This is a genomic window from Streptomyces sp. NPDC102402 (assembly GCF_044765765.1).
GTDB lineage: Bacteria > Actinomycetota > Actinomycetes > Streptomycetales > Streptomycetaceae > Streptomyces.
In genome coordinates this window covers 918,622-933,419 of the sequence record NZ_JBIWKR010000001.1, presented here as the reverse complement: position 1 = coordinate 933,419, position 14,798 = coordinate 918,622, and the positions used below count along the sequence as shown (strand labels likewise).

14 protein-coding genes and 1 tRNA gene are annotated in these 14,798 nt (G+C 70.9%); 7 read left to right on the top strand and 8 right to left on the bottom strand.

All coding sequences use genetic code 11. The features are described 5' to 3' along the window. Nucleotides 1-5 precede the first annotated feature (5 nt). The 4 genes from ACIRJR_RS04025 to ACIRJR_RS04010 all read right to left on the bottom strand — a co-directional run bounded on the left by ACIRJR_RS04025 (nt 6) and on the right by ACIRJR_RS04010 (nt 2,577). A complete protein-coding gene (locus tag ACIRJR_RS04025; RefSeq protein WP_403773364.1) occupies nt 6-836 on the bottom strand; it encodes an MBL fold metallo-hydrolase in 831 nt (276 codons plus the stop codon). Then, a complete protein-coding gene (locus ACIRJR_RS04020; protein WP_403773362.1) occupies nt 833-1,759 on the bottom strand; it encodes an NUDIX hydrolase in 927 nt (308 codons plus the stop codon). Before ACIRJR_RS04020 ends, ACIRJR_RS04025 begins: the two co-directional genes overlap by 4 nt. Before the next feature lie 189 nt (nt 1,760-1,948). Further along, a complete protein-coding gene (locus ACIRJR_RS04015; RefSeq protein ID WP_403773359.1) occupies nt 1,949-2,419 on the bottom strand; it encodes a RidA family protein in 471 nt (156 codons plus the stop codon). Next, nucleotides 2,419-2,577 carry a DUF4177 domain-containing protein gene (locus ACIRJR_RS04010; RefSeq protein WP_019992579.1) on the bottom strand — a complete coding sequence of 53 codons (159 nt, stop codon included), beginning with the start codon at nt 2,575-2,577 and terminating at the stop codon, nt 2,419-2,421. The genes ACIRJR_RS04015 and ACIRJR_RS04010 overlap by 1 nt, the downstream gene beginning before the upstream one ends. A gap of 71 nt (nt 2,578-2,648) precedes the next feature. On the opposite strand from ACIRJR_RS04010, the gene ACIRJR_RS04005 reads away from it, so the two are divergent. Next, entirely contained in the window at nt 2,649-3,683 is a 1,035-nt protein-coding gene (locus ACIRJR_RS04005; protein ID WP_403773356.1) for an ArsA family ATPase, read from the top strand. Then, on the top strand, nt 3,680-5,131 hold the full coding sequence (locus ACIRJR_RS04000) for an ArsA-related P-loop ATPase (protein WP_403773353.1): 1,452 nt from the start codon (nt 3,680-3,682) through the stop codon (nt 5,129-5,131). Before ACIRJR_RS04005 ends, ACIRJR_RS04000 begins: the two co-directional genes overlap by 4 nt. Before the next feature lie 45 nt (nt 5,132-5,176). Here the strand turns inward: ACIRJR_RS04000 and ACIRJR_RS03995 are convergent, their stop codons facing one another. Then, on the bottom strand, nt 5,177-5,539 hold the full coding sequence (locus ACIRJR_RS03995) for a WhiB family transcriptional regulator (protein ID WP_403773350.1): 363 nt from the start codon (nt 5,537-5,539) through the stop codon (nt 5,177-5,179). A 399-nt stretch (nt 5,540-5,938) separates the two neighbouring features. Between ACIRJR_RS03995 and ACIRJR_RS03990 the strand changes: the two genes are divergently transcribed. After that, on the top strand, nt 5,939-8,170 hold the full coding sequence (locus ACIRJR_RS03990) for a transglycosylase domain-containing protein (RefSeq protein WP_403773347.1): 2,232 nt from the start codon (nt 5,939-5,941) through the stop codon (nt 8,168-8,170). A gap of 120 nt (nt 8,171-8,290) precedes the next feature. Here the strand turns inward: ACIRJR_RS03990 and ACIRJR_RS03985 are convergent, their stop codons facing one another. Next, on the bottom strand, nt 8,291-8,755 hold the full coding sequence (locus tag ACIRJR_RS03985; RefSeq protein WP_403773344.1) for a GatB/YqeY domain-containing protein: 465 nt from the start codon (nt 8,753-8,755) through the stop codon (nt 8,291-8,293). 79 nt (nt 8,756-8,834) lie between these two features. Here ACIRJR_RS03985 and ACIRJR_RS03980 point away from each other — a divergent pair, with 79 nt between their 5' ends. The 3 genes from ACIRJR_RS03980 (at nt 8,835) to ACIRJR_RS03970 (ending at nt 11,988) form a co-directional block, all read left to right on the top strand. Then, the gene (locus ACIRJR_RS03980; RefSeq protein WP_403773342.1) at nt 8,835-9,773 is read left to right on the top strand and encodes a metallophosphoesterase; all 939 of its coding nucleotides are present in this window, start codon (nt 8,835-8,837) and stop codon (nt 9,771-9,773) included. 87 nt (nt 9,774-9,860) lie between these two features. Continuing rightward, nucleotides 9,861-9,934: transfer RNA gene (locus tag ACIRJR_RS03975), tRNA-Pro, on the top strand. Between the two features lie 569 nt (nt 9,935-10,503). Then, the gene (locus ACIRJR_RS03970; protein ID WP_403773339.1) at nt 10,504-11,988 is read left to right on the top strand and encodes a hypothetical protein; all 1,485 of its coding nucleotides are present in this window, start codon (nt 10,504-10,506) and stop codon (nt 11,986-11,988) included. A 187-nt stretch (nt 11,989-12,175) separates the two neighbouring features. Here the strand turns inward: ACIRJR_RS03970 and ACIRJR_RS03965 are convergent, their stop codons facing one another. Next, complete coding sequence (locus tag ACIRJR_RS03965; RefSeq protein ID WP_403773336.1) at nt 12,176-12,733, bottom strand: NAD(P)H-dependent oxidoreductase; 558 nt, start codon at nt 12,731-12,733, stop codon at nt 12,176-12,178. A gap of 133 nt (nt 12,734-12,866) precedes the next feature. Here ACIRJR_RS03965 and ACIRJR_RS03960 point away from each other — a divergent pair, with 133 nt between their 5' ends. Then, nucleotides 12,867-13,520, top strand: a complete 654-nt coding sequence (locus ACIRJR_RS03960; protein ID WP_403773333.1) for a TetR/AcrR family transcriptional regulator — start codon at nt 12,867-12,869, stop codon at nt 13,518-13,520. On the opposite strand, the gene ACIRJR_RS03955 is transcribed toward ACIRJR_RS03960, so the two are convergent. Continuing rightward, nucleotides 13,495-14,724, bottom strand: a complete 1,230-nt coding sequence (locus tag ACIRJR_RS03955) for a damage-control phosphatase ARMT1 family protein (protein ID WP_403773330.1) — start codon at nt 14,722-14,724, stop codon at nt 13,495-13,497. The genes ACIRJR_RS03960 and ACIRJR_RS03955 overlap by 26 nt on opposite strands. Nucleotides 14,725-14,798: the final 74 nt, after the last annotated feature.

Sequence of the window (14,798 nt, the reverse complement as noted above, 5' to 3'; positions counted from 1 at the left end):
GCCCGTCAGATCAGGCCGTGCTCCGTCAGGTACTCCAGCTGCGCCCGTACCGACAGCTCCGCCGCCGGCCAGAGGGACCGGTCCACATCCGCGTAGACCGCCGCCACCACCTCGGCGGGCGTCAGGCGTCCCGCCTCGACGGCCGTCTCGACCTGGGCCAGGCGGTTCGCCCGGTGGGCGAGGTAGAACTCCACCGCACCCTGCGCGTCCTCCAGCACCGGCCCGTGCCCCGGCAGCACGGTGTGCACCCCGTCGTCGACCGTCAGCGAGCGCAGCCGCCGCAGGGTGTCCAGGTAGTCGCCGAGCCGGCCGTCCGGGTGGGCGACGACCGTGGTTCCACGCCCGAGGATCGTGTCGCCCGTCAGTACCGCCCGGTCGGCGGGCAGATGGAACGAGAGCGAGTCCGCGGTGTGCCCCGGGGTGGGGACGACCCGGAGTTCGAGCCCTCCCGTGGTGATCACGTCGCCTGCCGCGAGCCCTTCGTCCCCCAGTCGCAGCGCCACGTCCAGGGCTCGCACCTTCGTGCCCGTGAGCTCGGCGAACCGGGCGGCGCCCTCCGCGTGATCGGGATGGCCGTGCGTGAGCAGGGTGAGACCGACGCGCCTGCCCGCCTTCTCCACGGTGTCGACGACGGCCCGCAGGTGTACGTCGTCGAGCGGGCCGGGGTCGATCACGACCGCGAGGCCGGAATCCGGCTCCGCGACGATCCAGGTGTTCGTCCCGTCCAGGGTCATCGCCGAGGCGTTGGGCGCCAGGACGTTGACCGTCCGGGTGGTGGCGGGCCCCGAGAGGACGCCGCCGCGGGGCTGTCCGGGCAGCGCGGCCGCATCGCTCATGAGGGGGTTCCGTCCGTTCCGTCGCCCGCGGAAGGGGAAGCGGGTCCGTCCGCCGTCGGGACGTGTTTGGTGAACTCCTCGTGCCCCGGCCAGCTGAGCACCAGCTCCTCACCCTCCATGCGGGCCTCTGCCAGCACCGGAGCGAGGTTCTGGGAATCCGCTGCCTTCAGCGCCTCCGCGGCCGTCCCGTACGGCCTCAGCGCCCGCAGCGTGGCCACGGTGGGCGGCATCATCAGCAGTTCGCCCCTGTCGTAGCCGTCCGTGGCGTCCCCGGGGCGGATCCACACCGTCCGGTCGGCCTCGGTGGAGGCGTTCCGGGTGCGCTGGCCCTCCGGGAGCGCGGCCACGAAGAACCAGGTGTCGTAGCGGCGCGGTTCGAAGGCCGGGGTGATCCAGCGCGCCCACGCGGCCAGCAGATCGGAGCGCAGCACCAGGCCCCGGCGGTCCAGGAAGCCCGCGAAGGACAGCTCCCGGTCGACGAGGGCCTTGCGGTCGGTCTCCCAGTCGGCGCCCGTGGTGTCGCTCACGACGGTGTCGGCGGTCGGCCCGGCCAGCAGCACACCCGCCTCCTCGTACGTCTCCCTGACCGCGGCGCAGACCACGGCCTGGGCCTCGGCCGCCGTGGCGACGCCCAGCCGGCCGGCCCACGTCTCGAGGGAGGGTCCCGCCCAGCCGACGAGGTGGTCGTCGTCGCGCGGGTCGACCCCGCCACCCGGATAGGCGTACGCGCCCCCGGCGAAGGCCATGCTGGTGCGCCGGCGCAGCATGTGGACCTGGGGACCGGTGGCACCCGGTCCCGTGGTGTCGTCCCGGAGCAGCATCACCGTGGCCGCACGCCTCGGGGACACGGCCGTCAGCTCGCCGCTGGCGAGGGCCCTGATCCGGGCGGGCCATTCCGGTGGGTACCACTGACCGTTGGACATGGCCGGAGGCTATCCGGAACCGCGCCGATGTTCGAGGGCCCGGGAGGGCGACGTCCGCCCCTTGCACACGCACGATCCAGGCAGGTCGCGGCACCCCGCACGGGCACGGTCCCCGTGGCCTCACCGGGCAGGGACGCGCGTGATCCCGCCCGGCCGCGGACGGCCGGACGGGATCGGAGTGGTGCGGGATCAGCCGTCGACGAGCTCGACCTGGACCTCGACCTCGACCGGCGCGTCCAGCGGCAGCACCGCGACGCCCACGGCGCTGCGGGCGTGCACGCCCTTGTCGCCCAGTACGGCGCCCAGCAGCTCGCTCGCGCCGTTGATCACACCCGGCTGCCCGGTGAAGTCCGAGGCCGACGCGACGAAGCCCACGACCTTCACGACCCGTGCGATCCGGTCCAGGTCACCGGCGACCGACTTCACGGCCGCCAGGGCGTTCAGCGCGCAGGTCTTCGCGAGCTCCTTGGCCTCGTCCGCCGTCACCTCGGCGCCGACCTTGCCGGTGACGGCGAGCTTGCCGTCCACCATCGGGAGCTGGCCGGAGGTGTAGACGTACACCCCTGACCGCACGGCCGGCTGGTAGGCGGCCAGCGGCGGTACGACGTCCGGGAGCGTCAGGCCGAGTTCGGCGAGCTTCGCCTCTACGGCGCCCGCCACTACGGCTTCTCCCGCTTCAGGTAGGCCACGAGCTGCTCGGGGTTGTTCGGGCCGGGAACGACCTGGACAAGCTCCCAGCCGTCCTCGCCCCAGGTGTCCAGAATCTGCTTGGTCGCGTGCACGAGAAGGGGCACGGTCGCGTATTCCCACTTGGTCATGAGCCGACTGTAATGCCTGGCACACGCGGTCCCGTGCGTAGCCTGCCTGCCGACTGGTTAGGCTCGAAGACGTGAGCAGGTTCCAGGTCGTCAGCGGCAAGGGCGGGACCGGTAAGACCACGGTCGCCGCCGCACTCGCGCTCGCCCTCGCGACCGAGGGCAGGCGCACTCTCCTCGTCGAGGTCGAGGGCAGGCAGGGCATCGCCCAGCTCTTCGAGTCCGAGGCCCTCCCCTACGAAGAACGCAGGATCGCCGTGGCGCCGGGCGGCGGCGAGGTCCACGCGCTGGCGATCGACGCCGAGCGCGCGCTCCTCGACTACCTCCAGATGTTCTACAAGCTGGGCAGCGCCGGCCGGGCACTCAAGAAGCTCGGCGCGATCGACTTCGCCACCACCATCGCCCCGGGGGTCCGGGACGTCCTGCTGACCGGCAAGGCCTGTGAGGCCGTGCGCCGCAAGGACAAGCAGGGCCGTTTCGTCTACGACCACGTGATCATGGACGCGCCGCCGACGGGCCGCATCACCCGCTTCCTCAACGTGAACGACGAGGTTGCGGGGCTGGCACGGATCGGCCCGATACACAACCAGGCGCAGGCCGTGATGCGGGTGCTGAAGTCTCCCGAGACGGCGGTCCACCTGGTGACGCTCCTGGAGGAGATGCCGGTCCAGGAGACGGCGGACGGCATCGCCGAACTGCGGGCCGCCGAACTGCCCGTGGGCCGGGTCGTGGTGAACATGGTGCGACCCCATCTGCTGGACGAGGAGGCGCTGCGGTCGGCGTCGGGGGCTCGCCGCAAGGAGATCGCGAAGACGCTCACCCGGGCCGGAGTGACAGGCTCCGCCGGGCTGGTCAAGCCGCTGGTCGAGCAGGCCACCGAGCATGCCCAGCGGGTGGGCCTGGAGCGTGAGCAGCGCGCGGTGCTGGCCGGACTCGGGCTGCCCATGGCGGAGCTCCCGCTCATGGGCGGCGGAGTGGGCCTGTCCGCGCTGAACGAGCTGGCCGAGGAGTTCCGTAAACAGGGGGTCGGCGACGAGACCGCGGACGCGGCGGGGCAGTCGCCCCGGGGCGGCAAGCCGCTCGGCTCCGGACGAGGGGTGGGATCATGACGCCGGACACGGACATCGCACCGGGACTGGACACCGACGCGCTCCTGGACGACCCGGAGATCCGCATCGTCGTGTGCTGCGGCTCCGGTGGCGTGGGCAAGACCACGACCGCGGCGGCGCTCGGCGTACGGGCTGCCGAGCGCGGCCGCAAGGTCGTCGTCCTCACCATCGACCCTGCCCGTCGGCTCGCCCAGTCGATGGGCATCGACCAGCTGGACAACATCCCGCGCCGGGTCGAGGACATCGAGGGCGAGGGCGAGCTGCACGCCATGATGCTCGACATGAAGCGCACCTTCGACGAGACGGTCGAGGCGCACACGGACGCCGAGCGGGCCCGCGCGATCCTGGAGAACCCCTTCTACCAGTCGCTGTCGGCCGGGTTCGCGGGCACGCAGGAGTACATGGCGATGGAGAAGCTGGGCCAGCTGAGGGCGCGCGACGAGTGGGACCTGATCATCGTCGACACCCCGCCGTCCCGTTCCGCCCTGGACTTCCTGGACGCGCCGAAACGTCTCGGCTCGTTCCTGGACGGGAAGTTCATCCGACTGCTGATCGCCCCGGCGAAGATCGGCGGGCGTGCGGGGATGAAGTTCCTCAACGTCGGGATGTCGATGATGACGGGGACACTCGGCAAACTGCTCGGCGGACAGTTCCTGCGCGACGTACAGACGTTCGTCGCGGCGATGGACTCCATGTTCGGCGGATTCCGTACCCGGGCCGACGCGACGTACAAGCTGCTCCAGGCGCCCGGCACGGCCTTCCTCGTGGTGGCGACGCCGGAGCGGGACGCACTGCGCGAGGCCGCCTACTTCGTGGAGAGGCTGGCCGCGGAGGAGATGCCGCTGGCGGGTCTCGTCCTCAACCGGGTGCACGGCAGCGGGGCCTCCCGGCTCTCCGCGGAACGGGCGCTGGCAGCCGCAGAAAATCTTGAGGACGCCGGCATTGTGGATCAGACGGCCGGGAAGGCTGGCTTTGGTGACCCGGCGGACCCGGTGACCGCCACCTCTCCCGACGCCCCGGAATCGCCGCTCTCCCCCGCGCACGACGACGAGCCCGCCCCGCACGAGCCGCCACAGCAGGAGCTGCCCCAGCCCGACCGGACGTCACGTACCCCCGAGCCGCACAGCCGTGGCCGAAAGTCACCTGACCCGTCCGGGCCCCCCACGGAGACGGAAGCAGACGGGCACGGCGCACCCGTCACCGACGCCGTATCCGTCGAAGTGTCCGTCGATGAGCTGACCACGGGCCTGTTGCGACTGCACGCGGAGCGCATGCAGGTCGTGGCGCGCGAACAGGACACACGCGAGCGCTTCACCACGCTCCACCCCGAGGTCCTGGTGACCGAGGTGGCCGCGCTCCCTGGTGACGTGCACGACCTCTCAGGCCTCAGGGCCATCGGGGAGCGGCTCGCGACCGGTTCCGCATCCGCCCCGGCCGGAGCTGTGTAGGACCGCCACCGCCGGGCTCTCCGCATCCGGACGCCCCCGGTGGCACTACCCCACGGCGGCGAACGTCTCGTGCAGCTCGTCGTCGTGCAGGTCGTCCTCCAGGCCCACCGCTGCGGGCAGCATGCCCGTGGACCGCTCGTACTCACTGCGCGCGGTCTCCAGCAGACGCCGCCAGGACGTCACTGTGGGCCGCCGCCGCAGCAGTGCGCGGCGCTCCCGCTCCGTCATCCCGCCCCACACGCCGAACTCGACGCGGTTGTCCAGCGCGTCGGCCAGGCATTCGGTCCGCACCGGGCATCCGGTGCACACCGCCTTGGCCCTGTTCTGCGCTGCCCCTTGTACGAACAATTCATCCGGATCGGTAGTGCGGCAGGCTGCCTGCGCACTCCAGTCGGTTACCCAGCCCATGCCGGCGCCGTCCTCTCCCGAATCGAGGCTCCCCCACGGCGGCAGCGGCATATTCACCGCTGCCAGTTGAGGACGTTACGGAAGGTGGCGACAGCACAACACCCCCTTCGGGCCCAATCTTGAATGACCCGAACGGACTATGCGTACGCGGCAGATCACCCAGAGGAGTGATGCGAGGACATGCGCGACTATCCCGACGGAATCGGGACAGTAACCCCCAATTGGCAACGGACATTCATTGACACACGAGGCGATTTCGGGAACGCCTCGACAGGTGGCTGAATTCCGCAGAAGGCCGTGCAGGGGGGTTGATACGAAATCGGACTGCTGTGACAGTTGAGAGCAGCTTAGGCCAAGGCCTATACGCGTGTCCGGCGAATGAGAACGTAGGCTGCCCCCATGCCAAAGAAGCGCTCAGGCGGGGGTCTGACGACGACCCAGCAGGCCGCCAAGTTCCTCGGTGTCGCCGCGCTCTCCGGAGCTGTGCTGGCCGGCATCGCACTGCCGGCCGCCGGCGCACTCGGGCTCGCCGCCAAGGGGACGGTCGAGGGATTCGACGAGATCCCTTCCAACCTCAAGACGCCGCCGCTGAGCCAGCGGATCACGATCCTGGACAACGAGGGCGGGCTCATCGCGACGGACTACTCGCGCGACCGCACCGTCGTCCCGCTCAAGGACATCTCTCCGTACATGCAGGACGCGATCATCGCGATCGAGGACTCCCGCTTCTACGAGCACGGCGCGGTGGACCTCAAGGGCATCCTGCGTGCGATGAACCGCAACGTGCAGGAGGGCGGCGCCGCACAGGGGGCCTCGACCCTCACCCAGCAGTACGTGAAGAACGTGTTCGTCGAGGAGGCGGGCGACGACCCGGACAAGGTCGCCGAGGCCACCCAGCAGACCCTGGGCCGTAAGGTCCGGGAGCTGAAGTACGCGATCCAGGTCGAGGAAGAGCTCGGCAAGAAGAAGATCCTGGAGAACTACCTCAACATCACGTTCTTCGGGCAGCAGGCCTACGGCATCGAGGCGGCCTCCCAGCGCTACTTCTCCAAGCACGCCAAGGACCTGAAGCTGGAGGAGGCGGCGATGCTGGCCGGTCTCGTCCAGTCGCCGACCCGCTACGACCCGGTCAACGACGCGGAGGAGGCGACCAAGCGTCGCAACACCGTGCTGCAGCGCATGGCCGCCGTCGGCGACATCTCGAAGGACGAGGCCGCGAAGGCGGCCGCCGCCCCGATCACGCTGAAGGTCAGCAAACCGAAGAGTGGCTGCATCACAGCCGTCAGCGGTGCCGGCTTCTTCTGCGACTACGTGCGCAAGACGGTGCTGACCGACCCGATCTTCGGAAAGACCGCCGAGGAGCGCACCAAGCTCTGGAACCTCGGCGGTCTGACCATCAGGACCACGCTCTCACCGCGCGCGCAGCAGGCGGCCGACGACGCGGCCACCTCGAAGGTCAACAAGGACGACAAGGTCGCCGCCTCGGTGGTGCAGGTCCAGCCCGGCACCGGCAAGATCCTCTCGATGGGCCAGTCCAGGCCGTACGGCCTGGACCAGAAGAGGAACGAGACCGTCCTCAACCTCGCCGTCAACAACAAGATGGGCGGGAGCACCTACGGCTTCCAGGTCGGCTCGACGTTCAAGCCGATCACGGCGGCCGCGGCGCTGGAGAAGGGCATCAGCCCGGCTCAGACCTTCGACACCCCGTGGAAGACGTCCCTGCCCCTGGACACCTACAGGACCTGCGACGGCGGTCCCGCCGGTGGTGGCGACTGGTCCGTGCAGAACGAACTGGAGTCCGAGAAGGGCTCCTTCGACATGACGGGCGCGCTCGGCAAGTCCATCAACACCTACTTCGCGAAGCTGGAACAGAAGGCCGGCCTCTGCGAGACGCTCACCATGGCCGGGAAGGTCGGGTACGAGCGGGGGAACGGCAAGCCGCTGACGGAGAACCCCTCGATCACACTCGGCACGACGGAGAGCACTCCGCTCGCCATGGCCACCGCGTACGCGGCGTTCGCCAACCGCGGTACGTACTGCACGCCGGTCGCCATCGAGTCGATCAAGGACGCCAACGGCAAGAAGCTGCCGACGCCGAAGTCCTCCTGCTCGCGCGCGATGAGCGAGACGACGGCGGACACCATCAACCAGATGCTCAAGGGCGTGGTCGAGGACGGCACCGGCACCCAGGCCGGACTCACCGACCGCGACAACGCGGGCAAGACCGGTACGACCGAGCGGCGCGTCGACGCCTGGTTCGTCGGGTACACGCCGAACCTCTCCACCGCGGTGTGGGTCGGGTCCGACGGTGGCCAGAAGGTGCCGATGTACGACATCAACATCGGTGGCCAGTACTACGACAAGGTCTGTGGCGGCTGTCTGCCCGGACCCATCTGGAAGACGGCGATGACCGGCGCCCTGAACGCGTCCGAGACCCCGTCCTTCAACCCGATCTCGGTGCCGCGCGCCAAGGAGAAGGAGAAGGACACCGGGAGGGACCGGGGCCGTGGCGAGGGCGGGAACGGCGGCAACGACGGCAAGCCCGGCACGGCCGACCCCATCGGCGGGATCACCCTGCCGCCCGGCATCATCGGCGGGAACGACGGCGGGCGCGGCGGAAACGGTCCCTGACCGTCCGGTTCACGTGACGACGGTATGAAGGAGGAGGGGCACCCCGGCCAGGGGTGCCCCTCCTCTTGTTCTCGGTGTCCTGGAGCCCCGAGCCTCTCGGCCCGCACCGGGTCCGGCCGGTCAGCCCGCGAGCAGCTCCTTCACCGTGGCGGCGACCCGGCCGCCCTCGGCCAGTCCCGCCACCTTCGGGTTGACGATCTTCATGACGGCGCCCATCGCCCGCGGCCCCTCGGCGCCACCCGCCTTCGCCTCCTCGACGGCCTGCGCCACGATCGCCCGCAGCTCGTCGTCGGAGAGCTGCTTGGGCAGGTAGGCGTCGAGCAGCTCGCCCTCGGCCTTCTCCCGCTCCGCCTGCTCCGTCCGGCCGCCCTGCGCGAAGGCCTCGGCCGCCTCGCGGCGCTTCTTCGCCTCCTTGGCGATCACCTTCTGCACCTCGTCGTCGGAGAGCTCGCGCGACGTCTTGCCGCTGACCTCTTCCTTGGTGATCGCGGTGAGGGTGAGCCGGAGGGTGGACGAGGTGAGCTCGTCACGCGCCTTCATGGCCGTGGTGAGGTCTTCCTTGAGCTTGGACTTGAGCGTGGTCATGCGGCGATTGTGACAGGTACGGGGCACACCCCGCCCTCCTGTTTTCGTCGCACCGCACCGTTTCTGCGACGATGGCCCCATGCGCGCACGCTACGGAGTACCCCTGAAAGTCACGGCAGTCGGCGCAGCGGTCGGTGCCGCCGGCCTCGTGTACGCGGCCGGGTTCGAGGCCCGCTCGTTCCGCCTCCGCCGGATCACCGTTCCTGTACTCCCGCACGGGGCACGCCCGTTGCGCGTACTCCAGGTCTCCGACATCCACATGGTGAGCGGCCAGCGCAAGAAGCGCGCCTGGCTGCAGTCGCTGGCGGGGCTGCGCCCGGACTTCGTGGTGAACACCGGCGACAACCTCTCCGACCCGGAGGCCGTGCCGGAGGTGCTCGACGCCCTCGGCCCGCTGATGGAGTTCCCCGGGGTCTACGTCTTCGGCTCCAACGACTACTACGGCCCGAAGCTCCGCAACCCGGTGCGTTACCTCCTGGAGAAGACGCAGGGCAAGCACGGGCTCAACGGGAACGCGCCCGCGGTCGACGTCGTCCACAACCCGTGGGAGCCGATGCGGGACGCCTTCGACGCGGCCGGCTGGCAGAACCTCTCGAACACCAGGGGCCGGATCAAGGCCGACGGGCTCGAGATCGCCTTCACCGGGCTGGACGACCCCCACATCAAGCGGGACCGTTACGCCGAGGTCGCCGGCGGCCCCGAAACGGGCGCGGATCTCTCCATCGGCGTCGTGCACGCCCCGTACCTGCGGTCCCTGGACGCCTTCACGGCGGACGGCTACCCCTTGATCCTGGCGGGCCACACCCACGGCGGGCAGCTCTGCATCCCCTTCTACGGCGCCCTTGTCACCAACTGCGACCTGGACACGGACCGGGTGAAGGGCCTCTCCGGCCACACCGTCGGCGAGCAGCGCTCCTACCTCCACGTCTCGGCGGGCTGCGGCACGAACCGCTACACCCCGGTCCGCTTCGCCTGCCCGCCCGAGGCGACCCTGCTGACACTGACGCCGAGGGACTGACCCCCCGGCCCGGCGCAGAAACCGGATTTCGCCTCCGGGCGCGGGTGGGCTAAGGTTATCGATGTCGCCGGGACAACCGGTGGACATCGGGGTGTAGCGCAGCTTGGCAGCGCGCTTCGTTCGGGACGAAGAGGTCGTGGGTTCAAATCCCGCCACCCCGACAGCTGAAACACCAGGTCAGGGGCCTGATCCGCTTAGCGGGTCGGGCCCCTGACTCGTTCCTGGGGCGTCTGGGAGCCGTTCGGGGGGCCACGTACGGGAGGCGGCTCGCCGCCGGCTGCTGAAGACGGTGGGCCGTTCCGCTAATTCGGCGGGACAGCCCGGAAGCGGCCCTCGTCCACCTACGCGGAACCCGGAAAGTACACGCTCGCGCAACGCCGTCCGCGTACGTGCCGGCGCGAGCCCGCCGCCCGGCGGAACCAGGACGCGGATCTCGCGGCGCCACGGCGTGACGAGCGCCGTACGCAAAGACACCCGCTCCTGGGCGGCCGGGACCGCTACGTGGTCCGACGACACCGCCGAGTGACTGGTCCGGGACGCGGGCGGAGTCTCCTGCTCCCCCACCGGCCTGCCGGCCGGCTCAAGGGGACGGATCAGCGAGGATGCCGGACGCTCGCGCACAACCTTGGGGACTTCCCGTGTGTCTAGTGGGACGGCCGGGCTTCAGGCGTCTGTCGCTCCCGCCGTTCCGCGGTCCTCGCAGTTCCCGTCCCTCCGTCAAGGAGTTCCGTTGCACAGAGCAGCCACGGCCGCCGCCGTGCTCGCCCCCCTCCTCGCCCTCGCCCTCACCCCGGCGACGGCTCTCGCCGCCGCCCCTTACAAGGGGGCCAACACCGCGGCCGTCCAAGACGACTTCAACGGTGACGGCTACCGTGACCTGGCTGTCGGCGCGCCCTACGCCGCCAACGCCAGCGTGGAGGAAGCGGGCGCCGTCGTCGTTCTGTACGGGTCGGCCTCATCGGTGAGCACCGCGCGCCGGACGGTGATCACACAGGCGACCTCCGGCGTACCCGGCGACCCCGAGGAGTGGGACGCCTTCGGCACGACGGTGACCAGCTCCGATCTGGACCGGGACGGGTACGCGGACCTGGTCGTCGGGACCCCGAAGGAGCAGGTCGGCGACAAGGAGGCGCGGGGTTCCGTCACCGTCATATGGGGTGGGCCCAGCGGGCTGACGGCAGGTGCGACCCTCTCGCCTCCAGCCGGGTACGGGGACGGACGCACGTACTGCGGTTTCGGGAACTCCCTGGCCACAGGCGACATGAACGGGGACGGCGCCCCGGAGGTGACCATCGGATCGCGCTGCGAGGGCGTCTCCTACAGCGGTCCGTTCACCCGTACCGGCAAGGCCGCCTCCGCCTACCGGGACGAGCGCTTCGGCGAGTCCCGTGGCGTGGTCATGGGCGACGTGAACGGCGACGGCGAGGCGGAGCGCTTCTGGCTGCCCGGCCCCGCCGACGACGACGTCCGCGGAAGTGTGTACGTCGACAACGGCCCTCCGACCGACGACTATCTCGCCAACTGGCCCACCGAGCTCCCCCACGCCGACGGCCACGCCGGCCAGATCGGTGACATCGACGGTGACGGCTACGGCGACCTCGTCACCGGCATCGGGAACGACGACTCCCTCATGAACGCGACCGGGGCGGCGCACCGAGGTGGCGAGATCCAGGTCCTCTACGGCGGCGCGCAGGGCATCCGTGTCGACCAGCAGCCGCAGGTCTTCCACCAGGACACGGCCGGAGTGCCGGGGACCGCTGAGGACGGCGACCGGTTCGGACAGTCGCTCAGCGTCGGGGACGTCGACGCCGACGGGTACGCCGACGTCCTCGTCGGCTCCCCCGACGAGGCGGTCGGCACCCTCGCATCGGCGGGTACAGCCGTTCTGCTGCGCGGCTCCGCCTCCGGCCTGACCACGGCCAAGGCGGTCGGGTACACCCAGAACACGGCTGACGTACCCGGCGCCGCGGAGGCGGGCGACTGGTTCGGCGCGACCGTCCACCTCGCCGACCTCACCAAGGACGGCAAGGCCGAGATGGTGGTCGGCATGCCCACGGAGAACAGCGACGGTTGTCTGTGGACCGCCCGCGGCTCTGCCTCCGGGCCGGTCCTGAGCGGTTCGGTCAACCTGTGCGGCCAGAGTGCCGGAATCACCGTTCGCAATGCGAAGGGCTACTTCGGCGCCGCCCTGCCGAGCCCCTTCGTCTCCAACTAGGCAGGGTGCCCGGCCCGCGCCCGCGCGCCGGTGCAAGGTGCTCGCGCGGCGGTCGGACCCGGGGGGCCCGAGCGCCCGCCCGACGACACGTGGGCCCGGCCTCTCTCCGGGAGAGGGGCCGGGCCCACGGACGTACCGGCGCACGGGAACGGCAGCGCTGAGTCCTGGGCGCGCCGCCGCGGGTGGATCAGGCGGCCGCCGCGGTGCCCTGGGCGACCTGGCGGAGCACCTCGGTCAGCGAGGTGACGACCTCGGCGTCGTCCGCCGGGTGGATCTCGGCGAAGCGGGTCACGGAGCCGGGGATGGAGAGCTTGGCGTCCTCCAGGACCGCTCCGCCCGCGAGACCGGCCGCCTTGCGGGCCTCGTCCTGGGCCCACACGCCGCCGAACTGGCCGAAGGCGGTGCCGACCACGGCGACCGGCTTCGCGGTCAGGGCGCCGGCGCCGTAGGGGCGGGACAGCCAGTCGATGGCGTTCTTCAGGACGGCCGGCATGGTGCCGTTGTACTCGGGCGAGAACAGCAGGAACGCGTCGGCCCTGCCGGCCGCCTCACGCAGCCGGGCCGCGGCCTCCGGGACGCCGCCCTCGACGTCGATGTCCTCGTTGTAGAAGGGGACCTCGACGAGGCCCTCGTACAGATCGACCTCGACACCCTCGGGCGCGTGCTTGACGGCGGCCTCGGCGAGCTGGCGGTTGTGGGAGCCGGCGCGGAGGCTGCCGACGAGAGCGAGGATGCGTACAGACATGAGGGAAGCTCCCAGGAGACGGAGAGTGCAGAAGTATGTGACCGGAGAAGTAAGCGGACCACAGTCCGTTTAAAGTTGTACCACCCAAACGGACCGCGGTCCACTTACGGCCTTCCGGGGCTACCCTGAACCCATGACCGCTCCCCTCCCTCCGCTGCCCGGGCCGCCCGACCCCGGCGAGGCGCGGACGAGCCTCACGCTCGCCACCGCCGGCGAACCGGAGCCGCTGCGGGCGGACGCGGCACGCAATCGCGCACTCCTGCTGGACGCGGCCTCCCGCCTCCTGGCGCGCTGCGGAGCGGCGAACCTCACCATGGAGTCGGTGGCCGCCGCCGCCGGAGTCGGCAAGGGCACCGTCTTCCGGCGCTTCAAGGACCGCACCGGCCTGCTCATCGCGCTACTGGACCACCGTGAGGCCCTGCTTCAGGCCGCCTTCCTCTCCGGGCCGCCGCCCCTTGGCCCGGACGCCCCCGCGGCCGGGCGCCTGCACGCCTTCGGCCCCGCCGTGATGCGCCATGAACGCGACCACCATGAGCTGATCCTGGCCTCCCGTACCGATCCGCTGCGCACCTTCACCGTGCCCGCGCAGCGGCTGAGGCTCAGTCATGTCGCCCTGCTGCTGCGCCAGGCAGACGCGGAGGGTGAGCCCGAGCTCCTCGCCCACACCCTGCTCGGGTCGATCGACACCCCCCTCGTCCACCATCTGACGTGTGAACGGGGCCTGTCCATGGACCGCTTGGAGCAGGGCTGGCACGACCTCCTCACCCGGTACGGAGTGGCGCCCTGAGCGGATCGCGCACCTGGACCAGGGCGTGCGTACCACTGGTCCGCCACGCCCGGCCGGACGCCTCCAGCCGCTCCAGGGTCTGCCGGTCCAGACCCACCACGACATCGGACTTCAGGGTGCGCAGCGCCGCGACGGCGCTGGGGAAGTACGCCGTGACTCCGGCGAACGGTGTGGTCGCCGGCCACCGCCGGTCCCCCACCAGACGACGGTAGTTGAGGTCGCCCTTAAGGACCGTCACGGTGGCACCGGCGAGCTCCGCCCGGAGGTCCCCGGGCATCCGTTCATACGGAAACGGTGCGCAGAAGAACGCATGGGTCCGCACGTCGAGCCTGCCCGCGCCCATGGCCGCCCAGACCCTGCCTCCGATCACCCCCGCCTCGCCGGGGGCCCGGCACAGGCGGCGCAGGCAGTCGACGACGTCGGAGGTCATCGCATCGGAGACGTAGTACGGCGTGGGCTTGACGTACAGCACCACCCGGCCGGCGCGGCCGTGTTCGAGCAGGTGGTCGACAAGGACGAGGTCAGGGATCAGTTCGCGTCCGGTGTTGTCCGCGATGACGGCAACGGTGGCCGCGGACCCGCGTGGCAGGAGCGACCACAGCGCCGCGCTGTCGTCGGCGACCAGACCCGGGTCGGCCTCACCCGGAGCTGATTCGCCCGACGGGCCCCGGAAGCCGAGATCGGCACGGTTTCCCCAGAGCGAGGCCTTGAGGAGGGCAGAGGCCCGCTCGTCGGAGTGGGCGTCGGCGAGGTCGTCCAGGGAGCGGAGCTCCTCCTCGACCGTGGCGCCGCGGAGTTCGGCGCGCTTGAACGGCGCGAAGGGGTCGACGCCCTGCCACGGCCCCTCGTCGAAGTAGCCGACGGCGCCCAGGAGGCGTCGGTAGAAGTAGCTTTCGCCCCACAGGAAGGGGGCGTCGAACCAGGGGCGGCCGACGTGCTCCTTCCCCCACTCCAGCCACAGATCGCGGTCCGGGCCGCCGGGGCCGAGCGGCTCGACGACACCGTGGGCGATCTCGCGCAGAAGGGCGTCCAGGGCCCTGTGCTGCCGGGGGCCGTACGGGAAGGCGTCACGCACCTGCTCGATCAGCGCCGGATGGCGCTCGGCCATGACGCCCCGGGCGAAGCTCCCGGGTTCCCCGCATGTGATCACCGGCGGGAGGCCAGGGCCCCGCCCGGCCCCGGAGGTCATTCGCGTATCGCCCATGCGCCCAGTCTGCCCGGCGGGACGGCCCGGCCCCGTCCCGGGTGCGCGTGTCCGTCGCCCGCACGACCGCGGAA

What these genes read in the sequence shown, in the direction of transcription:
- ACIRJR_RS04020 (WP_403773362.1), bottom strand. Translation starts at nt 1,759, where the DNA reads ATGTCCAACGGTCAGTGGTACCCACCGGAATGGCCCGCCCGGATCAGG.
- ACIRJR_RS03990 (WP_403773347.1), top strand. Translation starts at nt 5,939, where the DNA reads ATGCCAAAGAAGCGCTCAGGCGGGGGTCTGACGACGACCCAGCAGGCC.
- ACIRJR_RS03995 (WP_403773350.1), bottom strand. Translation starts at nt 5,539, where the DNA reads ATGGGCTGGGTAACCGACTGGAGTGCGCAGGCAGCCTGCCGCACTACC.
- ACIRJR_RS03965 (WP_403773336.1), bottom strand. Translation starts at nt 12,733, where the DNA reads ATGTCTGTACGCATCCTCGCTCTCGTCGGCAGCCTCCGCGCCGGCTCC.
- ACIRJR_RS03985 (WP_403773344.1), bottom strand. Translation starts at nt 8,755, where the DNA reads ATGACCACGCTCAAGTCCAAGCTCAAGGAAGACCTCACCACGGCCATG.
- ACIRJR_RS04025 (WP_403773364.1), bottom strand. Translation starts at nt 836, where the DNA reads ATGAGCGATGCGGCCGCGCTGCCCGGACAGCCCCGCGGCGGCGTCCTC.
- ACIRJR_RS04010 (WP_019992579.1), bottom strand. Translation starts at nt 2,577, where the DNA reads ATGACCAAGTGGGAATACGCGACCGTGCCCCTTCTCGTGCACGCGACC.
- ACIRJR_RS03980 (WP_403773342.1), top strand. Translation starts at nt 8,835, where the DNA reads ATGCGCGCACGCTACGGAGTACCCCTGAAAGTCACGGCAGTCGGCGCA.
- ACIRJR_RS03955 (WP_403773330.1), bottom strand. Translation starts at nt 14,724, where the DNA reads ATGGGCGATACGCGAATGACCTCCGGGGCCGGGCGGGGCCCTGGCCTC.
- ACIRJR_RS03960 (WP_403773333.1), top strand. Translation starts at nt 12,867, where the DNA reads ATGACCGCTCCCCTCCCTCCGCTGCCCGGGCCGCCCGACCCCGGCGAG.
- ACIRJR_RS04000 (WP_403773353.1), top strand. Translation starts at nt 3,680, where the DNA reads ATGACGCCGGACACGGACATCGCACCGGGACTGGACACCGACGCGCTC.